The following is a 16745-nucleotide window of genomic DNA, read 5'->3' as shown; positions in this document are numbered from 1 at the left end:
CATACAGGAAAACAATTATGCTGGCACAACTGACCATCAGCAACTTTGCCATTGTTCGTGAGCTTGAGATCGACTTCCAGAGCGGAATGACGGCCATTACCGGTGAAACCGGTGCAGGTAAATCTATTGCCATTGATGCGCTCGGCTTGTGTCTCGGCGGTCGCGCAGAAGGCGACATCGTGCGCACCGGCGCTAGCCGCGCCGATCTCTGCGCGCGCTTTTCCTTAAAAGATACCCCTGCCGCGCTGCGCTGGCTTGAAGTCAATCAACTCGAAGATGGACGTGAGTGTTTACTTCGCCGCGTCATCAGCAGCGATGGCCGCTCTCGCGGCTTTATTAACGGGACTGCGGTTCCCCTTTCTCAGCTGCGTGAGCTGGGCCAGCTATTGATTCAAATTCATGGCCAGCACGCGCATCAGCAGCTCATTAAACCGGAACAGCAAAAAGCCCTGCTAGATGGCTATGCCGGTGAGTACGCGCTCACTCAGTTGATGGCTGAACACTATCGTCAGTGGCATCAAAGCTGCCGCGAACTGGCACAGCATCAGCAGCAAAGTCAGGAGCGCGCGGCGCGCGCCGAACTGCTGAACTATCAGTTGAAGGAACTCAACGAATTCAACCCACAGCCGGGTGAGTTTGAGCAGATCGACGAAGAGTACAAACGGCTCGCCAACAGCGGGCATTTAATCTCGACCAGCCAGCAAGCGCTGAATCTGCTGGCTGATGGCGAAGATACCAACCTGCAGAGCCAGCTCTACACTGTGCGCCAACAGGTTACCGAACTGGTCAGTCTCGACAGCAAGTTGTCTGGCGTGCTCGACATGCTGGAAGAGGCGGCGATTCAAATTTCAGAAGCCGGTGAAGAGTTGCGTCACTATTGTGAGCGCCTGGATCTCGACCCTAACCGCTTATTCGAGCTGGAGCAGCGCATCTCCCGGCAGATCTCCCTGGCACGTAAACACTACGTCACACCAGAAGAGCTGCCGAACTATCACCAGTCGTTGCTGGATGAACAGCAGCAGCTCGACGATCAGGCCGACTCGCTGGAAACGCTGTCCCTGGCGGTGAATGTCCATCATCAACAGGCGCTGGCCACGGCGAAGCAGCTTCACGATGTTCGCCAACATTATGCTCAGGAGTTGGGTCAGCACATCACGGACAGCATGCATGCGCTGTCTATGCCACACGGTGTCTTCACCATCGACGTGAAATTTGAAGTCAATCATCTCACCGCCGAAGGGGCAGACCGCATTGAGTTCCGCGTGACCACCAACCCAGGCCAGCCTTTACAGGCCATTTCCAAGGTCGCCTCTGGTGGGGAACTCTCGCGCATCGCTCTGGCGATTCAGGTGATCACGGCGCGTAAAATGGAAACCCCGGCGCTGATCTTCGACGAAGTGGACGTGGGGATCAGTGGCCCGACCGCCGCCGTCGTTGGCAAATTGTTACGTCAGTTAGGTGAATCCACTCAGGTCATGTGTGTCACCCACCTGCCGCAGGTAGCCGGTTGTGGGCATCACCATTTCTATGTCTGCAAAGAAACCGACGGTGAAATGACGGAAACGCATATGCACCCGCTGGATAAAAAGGCGCGCCTGCAGGAGCTGGCACGTCTGCTTGGCGGGAGTGAAGTGACGCGCAATACGCTGGCGAATGCGAAAGAACTGCTGGCCGCATAAACTTTTTCGGGATCTCAGGGTCATACAGAACAACAAAAACGCCGTCAGACCGGTTTCAAAGTGGGGCAAGGTCTATTATCATCGGCATATAACATATGAGCCGCGTATTGCTCGGGCCCGAAAAGGAATCAAATCACTATGCGCTGTAAAACGCTGACCGCTGTCGCAGCGGTTCTTCTGATGTTGACCGCAGGTTGTTCCACTCTGGAGCGAGTGGTTTATCGTCCTGACATCAACCAGGGGAACTACCTCACACCTAACGATGTGTCTAAAGTTCGTGTCGGTATGACACAACAGCAGGTCGCTTATGCACTGGGAACCCCGATGATGTCCGATCCGTTCGGCACTAACACCTGGTTCTATGTCTTCCGCCAGCAGCCTGGCCATGAAGGCGTTACGCAGCAGACGCTGACCCTGACCTTCAACAGCAGCGGTGTGTTAACCAACATTGATAACAAACCGGCGCTTACCAAACAGTAAGGTCTCAGAAATGCAAAAAGGTGCTCACTGAGCACCTTTTTTGTATCTTAACGTCGCTTCGCCCTACTTCCCGGCCTTCTCCGCACGCTGACGGCGCAGCTCTTTCGGATCGGCAATCAATGGTCGATAAATCTCAACGCGATCGCCATCATTCACAACATCCATCAGTTTAACCGGACGACTGTAAATACCGACTTTATTCTGCGAAAGATCGATATCGCTGCGCAGTTCCAGCAGACCAGAGGCACGAATCGCTTCTTCAACGGTGGCCCCCTCGTCCAGCTTCACCCGCTGCAGGTATTGTTTTTCAGGCAGGGCGTAAGCCACTTCCACCGTGATTTTAGGCGACACTGTAAACCTCTTTGGCGCGCACGGTGAATGCCTGAACCATATTGGAGGCCAGCTCTTTAAAGATGCGGCCAAACGCCAGTTCAATCAGCTTATTGGTGAACTCGAAATCCAGATGAAACTCGATGCGACAAGCATCAGCGCTCAGTGGCGTAAACTTCCAGCCACCCATCAGGGTTTTGAACGGCCCATCCACCAGTTGCATCAAAATACTTTGATTGTTGGTCAGCGTATTACGGGTCGTGAACGTTTTGCTGATCCCCGCTTTCGACACATCCACGGCGGCAGTCATCTGCGTCGGGCCAGCATCCAGCACCCGGCTACCGGTACATCCCGGAATAAACTGCGGATAGGACTGGACGTCATTCACTAACTGGTACATTTGTTCCACGCTGTAGGGCACAAGCGCAGTACGGCTAATCTGAGGCATAGCATTTTCCATGGTCACACAACGGACAAATAATAACATTTATCCCCTGTTAAAAAAACGCTAAGCCTTATCTCGTGCTAAGATAGCGCGTTGGACCTCACAGGATGCAATCGCAATGAGGTTACTTTTTGAACTCAGATTACCTATGGCTTCACGACACTTATGACGAAGAAAAAAGCACATAAACCTGGCTCGGCAACCATTGCGCTGAACAAGCGTGCCCGCCATGAGTACTTCATTGAAGAAGAATTCGAAGCTGGCCTTGCGTTGCAGGGCTGGGAAGTCAAATCCCTGCGCGCAGGTAAAGCCAATATCAGCGACAGCTATGTGATTCTGATTGATGGCGAAGCCTTCCTGTTTGGCGCAAACTTTACGCCGCTGGCCGTCGCCTCTTCTCACTACGTTTGCGACCCGACGCGCACGCGTAAACTGCTACTCAATCAGCGCGAACTGGCTTCACTTTTTGGCCGCATTAACCGCGAAGGTTACACCGTCGTCGCCCTGTCTCTGTACTGGAAAAATGCCTGGTGCAAAGTGAAAATCGGCGTGGCGAAGGGTAAAAAACAGCACGACAAGCGTGATGACGTGAAAGACCGTGAATGGCAGGTCGACAAAGCGCGTATCATGAAGCACGCAGGCCGTTAATTTCTGCCTGAATTTTGTACTTTTCACACTGATTTAAGAACTTATCGTTCCACGCTGGCATCACCGATGCCAGTTCTGGTATACTGGGTTCAACACATTGGGGCTGATTCTGGATTCGACGGGATTTGCGAAACCCAAGGTGCATGCCGAGGGGCGGTTTGCCTCGTAAAAAGCCGCAAAAAAATAGTCGCAAACGACGAAAACTACGCTTTAGCAGCTTAATAACCTGCTAAGAGCCCTCTCTCCCTAGCCTCCGCTCTTAGGACGGGGATCAAGAGAGGTCAAACCCAAAAGAGATCGCATGGATGTCCTGCCTGGGGCTGAAGTGTTAAAACTAATCAGGCTAGTCTGGTAGTGGCGTGTCTGTCCGCAGGTGCCAGGCGAATGTAAAGACTGACTAAGCATGTAGTACCGAGGATGTAGGAATTTCGGACGGGGGTTCAAATCCCCCCAGCTCCACCAAATAAAACAAGGGGTTACGTGAAAGCGTAGCCCCTTTTTAATGTCCATTGTCCACTTAGCGTCCACCTGTGTTCTGGTTCCACCTGTAAGGATGAAGATATGAGCTTTCCAGATACGCTGTTCAAGGCATTAGATTATGTAACCACTTCTCGCCGGGCGCTCAGGCTGGTTTTCATATTGTTAGGAATCGCTCTTGCCTTGAAATTCATCTTCCCTCAGCTAAGTGCTTTGGTCCCGATGTCAAATCAACAAATTGGTGGGATATCCATTAATGTTCACTTTTTCATCAGCGGCGCGTTGGGAATGTGCTCTGGCGCTCTTACCTTCAATTTATTCGAGTGGCTAATACGACGAGCAATTATATTTCGTGATAACCGCGAGTTGGTAAAAGAGAATCTGCGACACCTTGAACTTTCAGCGCAACGTGATGAGCAAAAGAAAAAAGAGTTTACGGAATCGTTCCGAACTGCCTATCCAATGCTAGACAATGGATGCAAACTCATTCTTAATTCATTACGCCGCAGTCCTGAGAGTCTGTATCCTAGAGATGAGTCTACATTTTATCTGAAACAAAATGGCTGGATTGAACCAACGATCTCACTGCCGAATGGCTATTTCATTTTCAAAATAAACAAAGACATATCATCTACAATTGATCAAATGATTTCTGAAGAAATTGAAGAATATTCAATCGCATTTATCAATTCTCATAAAGCAGGTTGTCAAAAAATCCTTGAACTATTGAAAATACGATCATCAAACAGTGAAACAAGCCCATTACCCTACGTAGAATACGTAGAATGCTGGAATGAAATAAATCATTGTTTTTCAATAACAACAGGAAGTTCTACTATTACCCTTAGTTTTCGCCCTAGTTACCATGAAAAATTCGAAAGTAAATTAAAAATACCTATATCCAAGCAAGTAACATTCAACATCATAAAATAAACATTCAAAATGCATAGATTGCTATCTGAGCCGAATCCCAATAGATTCGGCTCGCTCATTGAGCCAAACAAACCTTAGACTTCAAGCAAAGCCTGCTGCCTGATGTTATGCGTTCAGCTTTTTTCAGTACAATTTAGTTCTGCATTTCATGGCCAGCCCACGTCCAATCTGACTTCTATCAACTTTCCACAGTTACGTTTGCATAATGAATTTGATTTTTCCACTTCACACAAAATAAAAAATATCTTTTTTATCTGATAGTTACGACTTTCATTAGATCCTCCATAGATCCTTTTTACTGAAAAACACTGAAATTCTTTTCAATCTTTTCAGTTTGAGTTTAACGCAAAGCCTCCAGCACTGGCGCGGTCTGGCTATCCGGTTTGTAGAAAAATAAAACTGAAAAATTTCTACGATCCAAAAACCGCAGGCGGGTGCGGTGTAGTGCGATTTTGGTCTGCGGAAGATTTATTTTGTCATGCTGTGACGCTCTCAGCGCCCCGCTGTGGGTACGATCTATTTTGACTGCTGCGGTTGCTGTCGTAAGGAGAGGACGCGGCAGAGCGCTGCGGGTTGGGCGTGATGCTATCCCCGCAAGGGGATAAAAAAAGATTATCCCCGGCAAGGGATAAAGGGCATAAAAAAACCCGCTTGCGCGGGCTGTGATGGGAGGGCAGTTACTTACCTATGACAGGTGAATATTTCGTGTTGAGGGTGTCAGCTTTTGTTCCGCTGTTCCGAATGGCGGCCGCATTGGTCGGCGCACCCGTATTACTGTGGCTGTGGCTCGCTGTCTGTTCTGCCAGCTCTTTCACCACATCCAGCGTGTCCAGCATCAGCTGCGCCACGTTGATACTGCCGGAACCAATCCAGACTACCGGGGCAATAATCTGCTGCTGAACTGCTGCCACGCTTTTACGTATCTGGCCAATCTTCTCGATCAGGTCTTTGCCCGTTGTCACAGTCTGAGTCCCGGCAATATCGGCTTCATCATCGCCGCCCACGCTGGCCACCCGGTTATTCACTGCCTGGCTGTAATCGCCAGTGCATACCTGCTGAATGGCTCCGGCCATAAGCGTGGACGTTCCCAGCACAGTGACTTTATCCGTGGCCTTAATCGTGGTTTCCCGGCTGACCAGCTCGCGCTGTTCAGTATCGGCTTTGACAACCCGCGCCATTGACGCTTCGCTGATCGTCTGGTCAGTCTGCCTCACCCAGTCACCCGCCTGGGTGACACGCTGCGAAACTTCCGCACGCTGCTGCTGTAACTGCTCGCCAGGCTGAATATCCGGGAGGCTGGTTCCGTCCGGGATGGTCTGGCGTACAAACGGTTTATCTGGCCGTCCGTCTGTAAATGCCACCTCAACCAGCGTTCCTTCAGGCGGAAACTGGAACATGCCGGAGTCATTACCGGCCATCGGAACCGGCAGCGGAACCGCCGAATACACAGGCGTGTTTTTATCCGGTTTGCCGTCAGCGTCAAGCAGCTGCACGTCGACGGCATAACGCGGACGGAACGGATCGGAGAAATTCCCGCTTTTCACCGCCTCCACGGGATTCATGACACGGGCAAATTTGGGCAAATGCAGACCGGAAGCCAGCTCCGGGTAATGACTCTCAATCTGGCGCTGTACGGGTGTTTTTTGCAATGCCTGACCTGTGGCGCGGTTGCGCGGTGTCCACGTCACGGCCATCGTGTCATTTTCCAGGTGGACTTTCGTCACCCTCTCACCGTTCAGCTGCACACCTGGGCGCAGACTTTGCACCACGGGCAGTGTCATGGAATTGCCCCCGGCCACTCCCTGACTAAATTTGTGGGGGATCTCAACCGGGCGATCAGCAAACAGCGCCTTTTCTGCCCCGCCAACATACACACCGCCATCCGGCAGCTGATACCAGATGTAATCCGTGATACCGAAAGCTTTGCCCAGATTGTCCAGCAACTGATAACCCGTCCCACTGTGCGTCAAGTGCGGAATCGGACGATCTGAATAGTCGGCATCCGGCACGCTGAAGGTCAGCCCGCTATGTTCCGTCAGCCAGCTGGCCACACTGCGCAGCGTGGGATGCTGAAAGGAACATGGCCAGAGGCGTTCGAATACGCCAACCAGCTCACGAACAAACAACCGCTGAAAACCATTTTCCGCAGGCTGCGAGCGCTCCACATACCCGGTGAACCATCGCAGCACCAGATCGGTATACCCCACATCGATGCGAACCAGTTTCCCGGTATAGTCCTGCGTCGTCCCCGCCGTGATAAACCCCCTGCCGCAGCTGTTCAGCTCCAGCACCAGGCTGGCATCAGCCAGATGGATTTCATCCGTTGAAAGGTACAAGCGTTTAATGGGCTTCATTTTTACCCCAGTGCTTCATTGACGGGTTTAAGCACCTTACGCTCAAACCACGTCATTTTTTCTTCATCTTCGCCAGCTGCCTGGCTCCCGTTCTGGCCAGCACCGCTTCCCGCCGTTTGTTTTACTGCCGTGGTTTTGCCGCTCGCCCTGGCCTCACGTTTTTCCTGCACGCTGATATGTTCCGAAAGCGTAAACGTCACCAGCCAGGACATGCGGCCATCCTGTGGCGGCGCATCCAGCGTTCCGGTAAACGTCGCCTCACGAAAATTCACGGCGCGTGCTGCCTCATGCGAGACACGGTATTTCTGGCGCTGGCCGCTGGCATCCGTCGCGCTGCCCAGCTCAAAGATGCGGCGCAGGATCTCAGGATTTTTGAAGGGAACCTCCCCGGACACACGCAGCTCTTTCCCCTTAATGCCCTGCTCTGATTTGGTCGTGGCGCTGGTCTGGCCGGACTGGTCTTTATCCTGAAATTGCTGGGAAACCGTGACGCGCATGTTTTTCAGCAGAACGGCTTCCCCGTTAAGCGCCAGTGTCGGATTCGATGTCATGGATCATTCCTTTTATGCCGTCGAGATTGTCGCCAACCAGCATCATGGCAGCGGTATAAATTGCTGACTGAAGCGGAATCCCCTTCACCAGCTCCGGGAGTGTGGACGGCAGATCGCCGCTGGCCGTGAACACCCACGCCCTGGCGCTTTTTCCCTGTAAATCAGACAGTCCACTGGCAATGCCTGAAATCAGGCTTTCACGCTGCTGCTGAAAATCCCCCATCAGCTTTTTGACCGTGGATATATCAGCCGTGGCGGCTGCTTCCTGCCGGGCTTTTTGTACCGCTGCGGCGGCCAGCGCCGTGCGGCTGGTCGGAACGGAAAGCGGGATCGCAGAGGGCAAACTCTGGCTGTATTTCGCCGGGATTTGCATTTTCTCCGCAGCCAGCTGCGCGGCAGACTCTGCCAGTCTCCGCACCTGGGTAAAGGCCGGACTGGGGAACACGTCCACCAGTTGATTCAGGCTGGCCATGAAATTGTCATGTGTCTGACCAGACACCATCATGATCACGATATCCGCCGCCCCGCCCGTCCCGGCCAGCTTTTCAGCCAGGTAGCTGATGGCATTCACCGGGCTGAGGTAAGCACCGTTCTCTGTCTGTTGCCCCAGTCCGTAAACCCACGGGTGGGCCGGGATCACGGAACAATTCAGCGCCCCTACTGAATCACTGAAGGCAATACGGGCTTCACGCCACATCAGAAGGCACCTCTGGCCAGACCGGGCGACTCAGATCGACGCGGTTCAGCATGACGCGGTATTTTTTCCACGCCATAAGCAGCGCGGATTCAGCATCAGTCGCAACCTCCAGATCAGCAGCATCCTGTAACGGTGCAATCTTCTGGCTGGCCGTTTTCATAAGCGCTAATTTTTTTTCTTCGGCAATAGACATTAGTTCTTCAGCGGTGGGTACAGATATACTTTTCAATACTGGCCGCCCGTACTCGTCAGGCGTAATTTCTTTCCCATTACCCTGATTATTAATCAAATAGTTATACCAACCCTCTGACACCTCAACGCCATCATGAGGCCAGCACCCCGCCTGTTCATAAGAGGCTTTCGCGCTGTAAGGGTAAAATCCGTTCGTGGCCGCACTATAAAAAATCGTCATATCATTTACCCATCGCTATAAAGCCAACCGTATTTTTTGCCGCAGCTTTGACCACAAACCCTGTGGTACTGACACTGGAAGCTCCCACGTCACCGTATGCGCCGCCGTTGACTGTAAGCGCAAGCGAGGGAACCAGGCTAAAGGCCACCGGGAATGTGAAACTCTGCCCGTCAGTGCTTACCGCGACTTTTCCATACTGAATCAGCATTCCGGTGTTCGTATCCCGAAACCATCCGTTTGCCGCCAGTGAGGCGGAGTTTATTTTCTGAAAACGCGCATCTGATTCGGTTTTGGTGTAGGCCTGCCCTGCCGGGGTATAGCTGCCTTTTGGCTGATATTTATTATCACCTTCAGCCTTTGTGTATGCCCCGACGTTCGCGGCAGGGATGGTGATATCAGCCGTACCGTCAAATGCCACACCTGCAATTTTGCGGGCTGTCTGCAACTTGGTTGCAGAAACAGCATTGCCATTACTCGCTAACGCTCCAATTTCGGCAGGAGTCGGTTTGTTCGCACCATCATATTGTTTGGTCCATGCGGTCCAAACACCGCCATAAATAGTGCGGATATAGCTGCGGGAATTGTTATAAACACGGTAAATCTGAGTAAAACCAGCGTGCTTATAAACTTCCAGCGACCCGGCAACCGCTTCGGGATAATTTTTCCCTGCTGAAGCCTGCGCGTTAGCTGCCTGGAAATAGAGGCCTGGCGTGGTGTAGGCGTTTAAATCAGCGGCATTTCCAATCGCCTCAGCCTGGCCGTTGAAAATATCCTGCGCGGTCACGCTAATGTCAGCTGTCAGCGGCCGACCATTCACTTTACGGCCAGAGGGTACACGCCCGTTGGCATTATCATTTACCGCCTTAATCGCCTTAGGCGTCGCAGCAAAAGCTTCAGATGTGCTATCCGTCACGCTGGTAAGCTGGACAATGCCCTTTTGTGCGGTAGTGGCATCCTGTGCGGTGTATTTACCAGAGGCCAGATCAAAGACAGCTTTCACCGCCTTGGGTGTTGCAGCCATAGATTCAGATACGCTGTTTGTGGCGCTGCTTAACTGGGTAAAGCCTTTCGCTGCCGTGGTTGCATCAGGGTGATTCCGTGACTGCTCATGTTTTTTTAGCGCATCACTGGCGGTCTGATCGTTAAGCGTCCCTTTCGGGCGCAGATCGGTAATGTTGCCATCTGCATCAATGCTGGCTACCGCAAACACGTAATGCTGCACCCCGCTCTGGACGTAATCCGCAAGGTTTGCCGCCAGGGTAATTTTAGTGGTAACACCCCAGACGCTGGTCAGCGTTCCCGTCCAGGCCACATCCAGCCAGACTTTTACGGGCTTAGTTGTCACAGTAATATTCTGGTTAGCGGGCAGCTGCGCACGCAGACCACGGACATATCCCGCCCCGGCAGTTACAAAGAACTGCGAACCGTTTTTCGCAACCAGATAGCCATCCTCCAGAAATGCTGCAACGCCGTACAGGTCTGTATTTTCCAGACGCTGGCGTTCATCAATCCCGGTCATTCGGGCGGTAAAATCAATTTGCCAGGTTTCAGCTGGCGTGTTGATTGCGGTTTCTGCCTGTGCGCCGTCGAACTCCATCAGAAACGAACGGGTAAGTACGTTCCCCTGCTGGCCATCTTTCGTTTTCAGCTTTTGCTGAACCGGGGCATGAACAATCATGGCCAGCGTGTTACTTGCCTTGTTAATCAGTCCAACCCAGTTAAACGAAAAATCACCCACTTCTGCACCCAGTACAACGGAATGCACCACGGCATTGTCGTTTACCACCCCTTTACGGGTGACTGCCTGGCGGTGAACGATTTGCGCAGCGGGCGGCAGCGTTTCATTGCGGTCAATCGGTTTACTGGCATCCAGCCCCGGCACATTGGCAAAAACAAATTCATCCAGCAGGACGGCTTCGCCCGTTACTGCCTGGCTGGCTTTCCACTGCTCAAAGGCCAGTGTGATCACAGTCTGTGACATATCTTGCTCCCTATAAACTTGCGCTAAACGTTGCGCTGCTGGCGTCCGTCGCATTCAGGCGAGCCGGATACACCACATATTCCCCCTGATCCCATCCCGCATGGATAGCCAGGCTTTCAGACGTGATCACTTCAAACTGATAACGGCGGCAGGTTCTGCCGTACTGGCGGATAATCTGAATCATCAGTTGCGTGTTATCCGCCACCTGGCTGTCTGTCACTCGCACCAGGATCACATCCCAGTCAATCTCTGGCTGGCGTTCGACCAGCTCCACATACCCAATACCCAGCCGCGCAAAAATGTTAATAAATCCCTCAACCGAACCCGCATCACGGGCATTGATAAAGGCGTAGGCCACCCGCTTGCGGTACAGCGATAAGGGTTCACCGCTGAAGCGGGTAATGTCCCGGTCATAGGCGATTAGATTCAGAATCGGTTCAATGCAGGTCAGCGGATCAAATTGCCGCAGCGGCCACGTAATCCAGCCGTACACATCCGCCCAGAACGTCCGCGCGGTTTTCAGTAACGCCAGCGGCTCGCCCTTGTTCATCCAGGACGGCAGCGCCAGACTGGCCAGTTTCTTCAGAAAATCAGTCATCTTTCAGGCTCACCGTTAATGTGTTCAGACGTGGCACACTCAGATCGCTGGTAATGTCTTTCAGGGAAAACTCAATCGAATCCGAATCCGGGAAAGTTTTATGCACCTCCCGCGCCAGCTGCGAGAAGGAAAAGCGGGAGTATGGCCACGTTTTTTTCACGTCATAATCGGTGTTTTCCCTGAAGGCGCAGCGGATCAGGTTTTCAATACCTTTTCTCAGCGCGTCCTGTTGCTCCGTTACAACGTTGCTCAGATTCCGCACGTACACCGTGACACTCAGATCGTGACGGGTTTCCGGCATGGCAAAGCACTGCATATCATCCCCGTGGCCGTGATGGCCCTGCGTGTTGATATAGTCATTTACCGCTTCAATAAACGGCTCGGACGTTACCCCGCTGTCCAGAAGCAGATACGCGTTCGCAGTGCCTGGACCACGGGGCGCATCGTGCAAAAAGAAAATGCGGTCAATACTCAGCCCTGCCACACTGGCAATCATCGAACGGTAAACCGCATCCGTGTGATAATTCCCCACCAGGTTGAACTGGTTCCGGCAGCGTTCGCGCAGCTCGTCATCGCTCTCCTCATTCGCCCCCGGCACGGTCAGCCAGTCCTCTTCGCTGGCCACATGACTGATACCGTCAACGGCCACGGGTAAAATACGAAAGTAGCCGGGCGCAAGGTTGTATGCGCCGCCCGTTCCGGTGGCCTTAACCGACAGTAACGCGCTGGCGGTCCCGGATGGGATCACCACATCGGCCACGGTGGCAACGGCGTACACTTTGCCGTTTATCCGTTCGGTCTGGATAACGGTTCCCGCTGTCACTGTGACGGCCTGGTTTACATCTTCTTTGTAAAAGCGGATCACCCCTTCCGCAGCGCTGGCGGGTTTCGCCGTGACGTTCACCGCCCACGCCAGCAGACGCAACATCTGCCCCCCTGCCGTGGCCACAAACATATTGGTCATGACCACAGACACCAGTGCATCCTTCAGCCACATCACCGGTGCGGTGACAATGGCGGTGATAAGCCGCCAGAACGGAGACATGCGCGAGGTATTCGTGATCAGCCCTTCCTGCGCGGCAATGGCGTTAAACCGGGTGCGCACCGCCTCTTCAGTGACGGGCATCCCGCTGGCCTTCACCACCTCTTCAAAATCCACCTGCGGCTTTTCTGTCATAAGTCCACCTGCGCTGAAATTCCGCCAAAGTCATATGTGCTGGCCGTTACCCATAATCGCTTCTGGCTTTCCTCACTGACTTCCACAGTGCCAGGCACAATCCGTTCATCGCTTTCGATCATCAGCTCCAGCTGCGTGAAAATATCAGCGCGTAAAGTCGGGCTGCGCTCGCCAATTAACTGCGTGGCCAGACCGCTTTCAAGAATGCTGTGAATAATGTCCTGCCCGATACTTTTGCGGTTATTACACAGTTCAGGCTCTTTTCCGGTATTCAGAACAAAATTACCGTTTTCAATCAGCAGATCGATGTAAAGCAAATCACTCATGGGTTTAGCTCCTGCCATTCCTGCAATTGTCCCGGCGAAAATGTTTCTTTTGGATAGATATTTACCGTTTCAATTTTTCGGCTGTTATCCGTCACAGATTTAGAATTACTATTAATCGTTTTACTGATACCGCCACGTTCAACGCCTTTCAGCTCACCGCCAGTCAAAAGCGTATTTGGTGCAAATGCTGGCGGCGGCATTTCCATTACGGGCTGTTCAATATATTTCACGTTATAAGGCACTGAAGGCACATTCACAGCCGAGGCGCTTTTGTTAACAACTGTAGGCGGCAGCGCTCCTTTTTTATTATTCGTTCCGGACTCAGCAGCCAGTGCAATATTCACACCTGGAATTTTATTGAGTTTCCCTACTATCCAGTTCCATGACTTCAAAAAACTCCCTTTAATGGTCTGCCAGACATTATCAAACATCGTCACTATGCCGATTGCCATTCCGCTTAACACTTCAGATGGAGAAAATCCGGAGAGGAGAGCAATAAATCCATTCCAGCCGTCACTGATAAACTGCCAGGCACTGGAAAAAATACCCGCCAGCCACTGCACCACAGAGGCCACCATTGCAAAGGCTTCCGTATTCATGACCGCAGATTTAACAGCATCCCAGTGTTGAATCAGGAGGTAACAACCCGCAGCCAGCAAAGCAATCGCCCCGATAATCAGCAGGATCGGCCAGCTCATGAGATTGATACCTACCCCGGCCATAATCGCCGCCATGCGCACCGCCAGCAGAATGCCGCGTAATGCCCCCAGTGTCGCGTTCCAGGCCAGAACGGCCTTCTGTGCCAGCCAGATAGTGGCGGTATAAATACGGGTGACGGAAGCGAGGACAACCCAGATACCCCGCAATCCGCCCATGACAAAGGCAGATACCCCCATCAGGATATTCACGATAGCGCCCACAGCGGCAAACCCCAGCAGCGCCATAGTGGCGTACCCCACAGCCCGCGCGATATTTGGAAACATCTGCATCCAGCGTGCAAAGGTCTGCCCCATATCTGCCAGGCGATTCAGCAGCGGATAAAGCACCGGGATCAGCGTCAGGCCGATAACGGTTTTAATGGCCGTCAGAATCGCGATAAACCGATCCCAGGGTTTCACCATTTTCGCCGCCATTTCCTGCGTGCGCTTCAGCCCGTCAGCCCCGCCCAGCTCAGTGATATTTCGCTGTAATAACGCCACATTGCCGTAAAGGTGTTTAACCACTGCCGAACTGTCACCAAAGGCGGCATCCAGCTCCGCCTGGGCTTTCAGGTTCCCCTCCAGGCTCTTGCCATATTTGGCCTGTAGCTTTATCAGCATTTCGGGCATGGACAGCATTTTTCCGGTCGCGTCGGTAAAGGACAGCCCCAGTTTTTTACCGCCTTCAATCGCGCCCGTCATAAAGCCTTCGTAGGCGCTGCTCGCTTCCGTTCCCAGTGTGCGGCTCAGCTGCCCCAGCACGGCCAGCTGTTCATCCAGTCCGACACCGTAGTTTGTGCCCACCCCGCGCGCGCCTTCCATGAGGTCTTTGATAGTGGCCATTTCCGCGCCGAACGTTTTACGCATAAACACCATCTTGCCCGCCAGTTGCTCTGCAAACTGGACTTTTCCCAGGCGCTCCGCATCAGCGGAAAAGTTACCGAACATCTGCCCCATAAATTCCGACGTTTCAGCGGCGGTGGATTTCAGGGCAAACGCCAGCACGTTGGCGACTTTGGTTACTTTCGGCAGCTCACTGCCCGTCAGCCCGGCAATGGAGGCGTTGATTTCTTCTGTGGATTTCACGAATTCCACGGCGCTGGCGCCGTAGGTTGTGCTGAATGTCAGCGCGTCACGCTGTACGGTTTTGAGCGTGGAATTGTCGATACCTTTTGCGGCCGCATCATTCAGCGCGTCATACATCTCGATGGCCGGAGACAGCGCACCTTTGATGGCCATCCCCGTTCCGGCCAGCGCCAGCGCACCGCCGCCAATCTGCATAAACGCTGCTTTTGATTTTTCCGCAAAGCCTGTCACATTGCCCTGCACCTGTTTTAGCGGGCGAGACAATTTATCGATCAGGCTTAATGTAAAATCTAACTGTTTCATTCTGTGCCTTTAAAAGCAGTGCTTATTCCACTTGCCGTAGCAATACGCATATTTTCCCAGAAACGATTATCCAGCCAGACGGCGGCGGCGATATCGTCAATAGAATCTTCCCCGTGGGGTAAATAATGGCGGCGTAAAATTAAATACTGGTCGAGTCCATTTTGCTCAATTGCCCGGACTCGCTTTGTCAGTTTTTTACTTCAATTTCCAGCTCAGGCGCGTAAATTTCATTTACTTTACCTGCCAGTTGCAGCGCTGCGCCCGGACGCTTTAAGAGTTCAGCCAGCGCCTCTTTACTTTCTGGCTCCACAATACGGGTGAGATAGTTGTGCGCCGGGGCGACTTTGTTATCCATCGCCATTTCATTAATGAATTTGTTATAGGCGGTCTGGTTAGGCGCGAAAATAATCTCTTTACCGCATACAACGAATTTAATCTGCTGTTCCATTTAATACACTCTCTCGTTTATTCATTTCGTCAATCAGCGCATTATGACGCGCTGCGCATACAGAATATAAATCCTGATATTCAATTGCCGGGGCGGCGATATCCGCCCCAGTATTCCCTTTAATACGCGGAAGATTTTCCGTTGGGCATTTTCGCTTCAGGCTTTCCTGATAGGGTATGTTCGGTATTTTCGACGGTGGCGTTAAACATGCGGATAAAGTCAGCAGACACGCACACATTAGTAAATACCGGCTTAACAATTTCAGTCCTGATTTCTTTAGGTCTGCCACTTTCCAGCGCCTCCAGTTTTTCTTCCAGTTCCCTGGCGGAATCGCTGGCAATACCCTGCATGGCCACACGGGACTTTTCCCCCGCAACCTGGGCGGCAGAATTGATCGCCAGCTCCAGACTGTCACGCCGCCAGTCAGCGGTCAGCCAGCCCCAGACAAACGCCAGCGCAACCACAACAAGCCACTGGCCGTTTGTCATCAGCGCACCCCGTTATGTTCCAGGCTGAAGTGGTTGCCGTCCGGGCGGGATTTGAATCGTCCGCCCCATGTACCGCCCAGCGATTCCCAGTATTCACCCAGTGGCAGGTAATCTTCTGTCCTGGTCTTGTACTGACCATTCACGAACAGATTTAAATCCACGGCCAGGCGCTGCGTGTGAAGACTGTTTGCAATACCAGTGCCCTTTTTGGCGTTCAACGCTGCGCATTCCGGCGTTCGCTGAACTTCACCAAACGTCAGACGATAACCATGCTCATCCGCCCAGTGGATCAGATTGGCCACCATGACGGTAAACAACTGCTGCTTTTCACTCAGTGTCATTTCGTCGCTCCTTTCCCAAAAATCCCGGCAAAGCCCCTTTTACGCAGCCAGGCCTCAACAACGTTCTGGCCCAGAATCCCCAGACCGGAACCAAACCCCAGCAGGGCCAGCGGGTGAATATCCGGCACAAAATAGAGCGCCACTCCGGCAACCAGTGACAGACCGCCGCCAACAATTACGCGTCCCAGCACCAGACGAACCGTGATCGGTTCATCGCTGTTAAGCATCTTGCCCAGGGCAATCAGTGCCCCCATGACAACCAGCGCGATGAACCCCTTTTCATAATCCTGCAT

The 16745-nt window shown here is 52.6% G+C and carries 19 protein-coding genes and 1 other RNA gene; 5 read left to right on the top strand and 15 right to left on the bottom strand.

The window, feature by feature from the left end; all coding sequences use genetic code 11:
• Positions 1 to 17 precede the first annotated feature (17 nt).
• The gene (gene recN, locus DAI21_RS10365) at positions 18 to 1679 is read left to right on the top strand and encodes a DNA repair protein RecN (protein WP_107703046.1); all 1662 of its coding nucleotides are present in this window, start codon (positions 18 to 20) and stop codon (positions 1677 to 1679) included.
• A gap of 138 nt (positions 1680 to 1817) precedes the next feature.
• Positions 1818 to 2159 (top strand): outer membrane protein assembly factor BamE, encoded by a 342-nt coding sequence (gene bamE / locus DAI21_RS10355; RefSeq protein ID WP_100779241.1) that lies wholly within the window; start codon positions 1818 to 1820, stop codon positions 2157 to 2159.
• A 63-nt stretch (positions 2160 to 2222) separates the two neighbouring features.
• Here the strand turns inward: bamE and DAI21_RS10350 are convergent, their stop codons facing one another.
• Positions 2223 to 2510, bottom strand: coding sequence for an RnfH family protein (locus DAI21_RS10350; RefSeq protein WP_107703045.1), 288 nt, complete (start codon positions 2508 to 2510; stop codon positions 2223 to 2225).
• On the bottom strand, positions 2500 to 2937 hold the full coding sequence (locus DAI21_RS10345) for a type II toxin-antitoxin system RatA family toxin (RefSeq protein ID WP_198520732.1): 438 nt from the start codon (positions 2935 to 2937) through the stop codon (positions 2500 to 2502). Before DAI21_RS10345 ends, DAI21_RS10350 begins: the two co-directional genes overlap by 11 nt.
• 162 nt (positions 2938 to 3099) lie before the next feature.
• On the opposite strand from DAI21_RS10345, the gene smpB reads away from it, so the two are divergent.
• The 3 genes from smpB (at position 3100) to DAI21_RS10330 (ending at position 4992) form a co-directional block, all read left to right on the top strand.
• Complete coding sequence (gene smpB / locus DAI21_RS10340; protein WP_095282985.1) at positions 3100 to 3582, top strand: SsrA-binding protein SmpB; 483 nt, start codon at positions 3100 to 3102, stop codon at positions 3580 to 3582.
• A gap of 99 nt (positions 3583 to 3681) precedes the next feature.
• Positions 3682 to 4044, top strand: a transfer-messenger RNA (tmRNA) gene (gene ssrA / locus DAI21_RS10335).
• Between the two features lie 99 nt (positions 4045 to 4143).
• Positions 4144 to 4992, top strand: coding sequence for a hypothetical protein (locus DAI21_RS10330; protein WP_107703044.1), 849 nt, complete (start codon positions 4144 to 4146; stop codon positions 4990 to 4992).
• 677 nt (positions 4993 to 5669) lie between these two features.
• Here DAI21_RS10330 and DAI21_RS10320 read toward each other — a convergent pair.
• The 13 genes from DAI21_RS10320 to DAI21_RS10255 form a co-directional block, all read right to left on the bottom strand.
• Positions 5670 to 7346 carry a hypothetical protein gene (locus DAI21_RS10320; RefSeq protein WP_107703042.1) on the bottom strand — a complete coding sequence of 559 codons (1677 nt, stop codon included), beginning with the start codon at positions 7344 to 7346 and terminating at the stop codon, positions 5670 to 5672.
• A gap of 2 nt (positions 7347 to 7348) precedes the next feature.
• Positions 7349 to 7897 carry a hypothetical protein gene (locus tag DAI21_RS10315; protein WP_107703041.1) on the bottom strand — a complete coding sequence of 183 codons (549 nt, stop codon included), beginning with the start codon at positions 7895 to 7897 and terminating at the stop codon, positions 7349 to 7351.
• A complete protein-coding gene (locus DAI21_RS10310) occupies positions 7869 to 8594 on the bottom strand; it encodes a hypothetical protein (protein ID WP_107703040.1) in 726 nt (241 codons plus the stop codon). Before DAI21_RS10310 ends, DAI21_RS10315 begins: the two co-directional genes overlap by 29 nt.
• A complete protein-coding gene (locus tag DAI21_RS10305) occupies positions 8584 to 9006 on the bottom strand; it encodes a tail fiber assembly protein (RefSeq protein WP_107703039.1) in 423 nt (140 codons plus the stop codon). The genes DAI21_RS10310 and DAI21_RS10305 overlap by 11 nt, the downstream gene beginning before the upstream one ends.
• Before the next feature lies 1 nt (position 9007).
• A complete protein-coding gene (locus DAI21_RS10300) occupies positions 9008 to 10987 on the bottom strand; it encodes a phage tail protein (RefSeq protein WP_107703038.1) in 1980 nt (659 codons plus the stop codon).
• Between the two features lie 10 nt (positions 10988 to 10997).
• On the bottom strand, positions 10998 to 11585 hold the full coding sequence (locus DAI21_RS10295) for a hypothetical protein (protein WP_107703037.1): 588 nt from the start codon (positions 11583 to 11585) through the stop codon (positions 10998 to 11000).
• A complete protein-coding gene (locus DAI21_RS10290) occupies positions 11578 to 12762 on the bottom strand; it encodes a baseplate J/gp47 family protein (protein WP_107703036.1) in 1185 nt (394 codons plus the stop codon). Before DAI21_RS10290 ends, DAI21_RS10295 begins: the two co-directional genes overlap by 8 nt.
• Positions 12759 to 13088, bottom strand: a complete 330-nt coding sequence (locus DAI21_RS10285) for a DUF2590 family protein (protein WP_107703035.1) — start codon at positions 13086 to 13088, stop codon at positions 12759 to 12761. The genes DAI21_RS10290 and DAI21_RS10285 overlap by 4 nt, the downstream gene beginning before the upstream one ends.
• Complete coding sequence (locus DAI21_RS10280) at positions 13085 to 15175, bottom strand: phage tail tape measure protein (RefSeq protein ID WP_107703034.1); 2091 nt, start codon at positions 15173 to 15175, stop codon at positions 13085 to 13087. The genes DAI21_RS10285 and DAI21_RS10280 overlap by 4 nt, the downstream gene beginning before the upstream one ends.
• 187 nt (positions 15176 to 15362) lie before the next feature.
• Positions 15363 to 15623, bottom strand: a complete 261-nt coding sequence (locus tag DAI21_RS10275; protein ID WP_107703033.1) for a putative phage tail assembly chaperone — start codon at positions 15621 to 15623, stop codon at positions 15363 to 15365.
• A 119-nt stretch (positions 15624 to 15742) separates the two neighbouring features.
• Complete coding sequence (locus tag DAI21_RS10265; protein WP_107703032.1) at positions 15743 to 16111, bottom strand: hypothetical protein; 369 nt, start codon at positions 16109 to 16111, stop codon at positions 15743 to 15745.
• The gene (locus DAI21_RS10260) at positions 16111 to 16452 is read right to left on the bottom strand and encodes a M15 family metallopeptidase (protein WP_107703031.1); all 342 of its coding nucleotides are present in this window, start codon (positions 16450 to 16452) and stop codon (positions 16111 to 16113) included. The genes DAI21_RS10265 and DAI21_RS10260 overlap by 1 nt, the downstream gene beginning before the upstream one ends.
• On the bottom strand, positions 16449 to 16745 hold the full coding sequence (locus tag DAI21_RS10255) for a phage holin family protein (RefSeq protein WP_107703030.1): 297 nt from the start codon (positions 16743 to 16745) through the stop codon (positions 16449 to 16451). The genes DAI21_RS10260 and DAI21_RS10255 overlap by 4 nt, the downstream gene beginning before the upstream one ends.

It is taken from the genome of Lelliottia sp. WB101, assembly GCF_003051885.1.
GTDB classification, from domain to species: Bacteria; Pseudomonadota; Gammaproteobacteria; order Enterobacterales; family Enterobacteriaceae; genus Enterobacter; species Enterobacter nimipressuralis.
The sequence above is the reverse complement of the archived record's forward strand: the minus strand, read 5'-3'. Positions and strand labels throughout refer to the sequence as shown.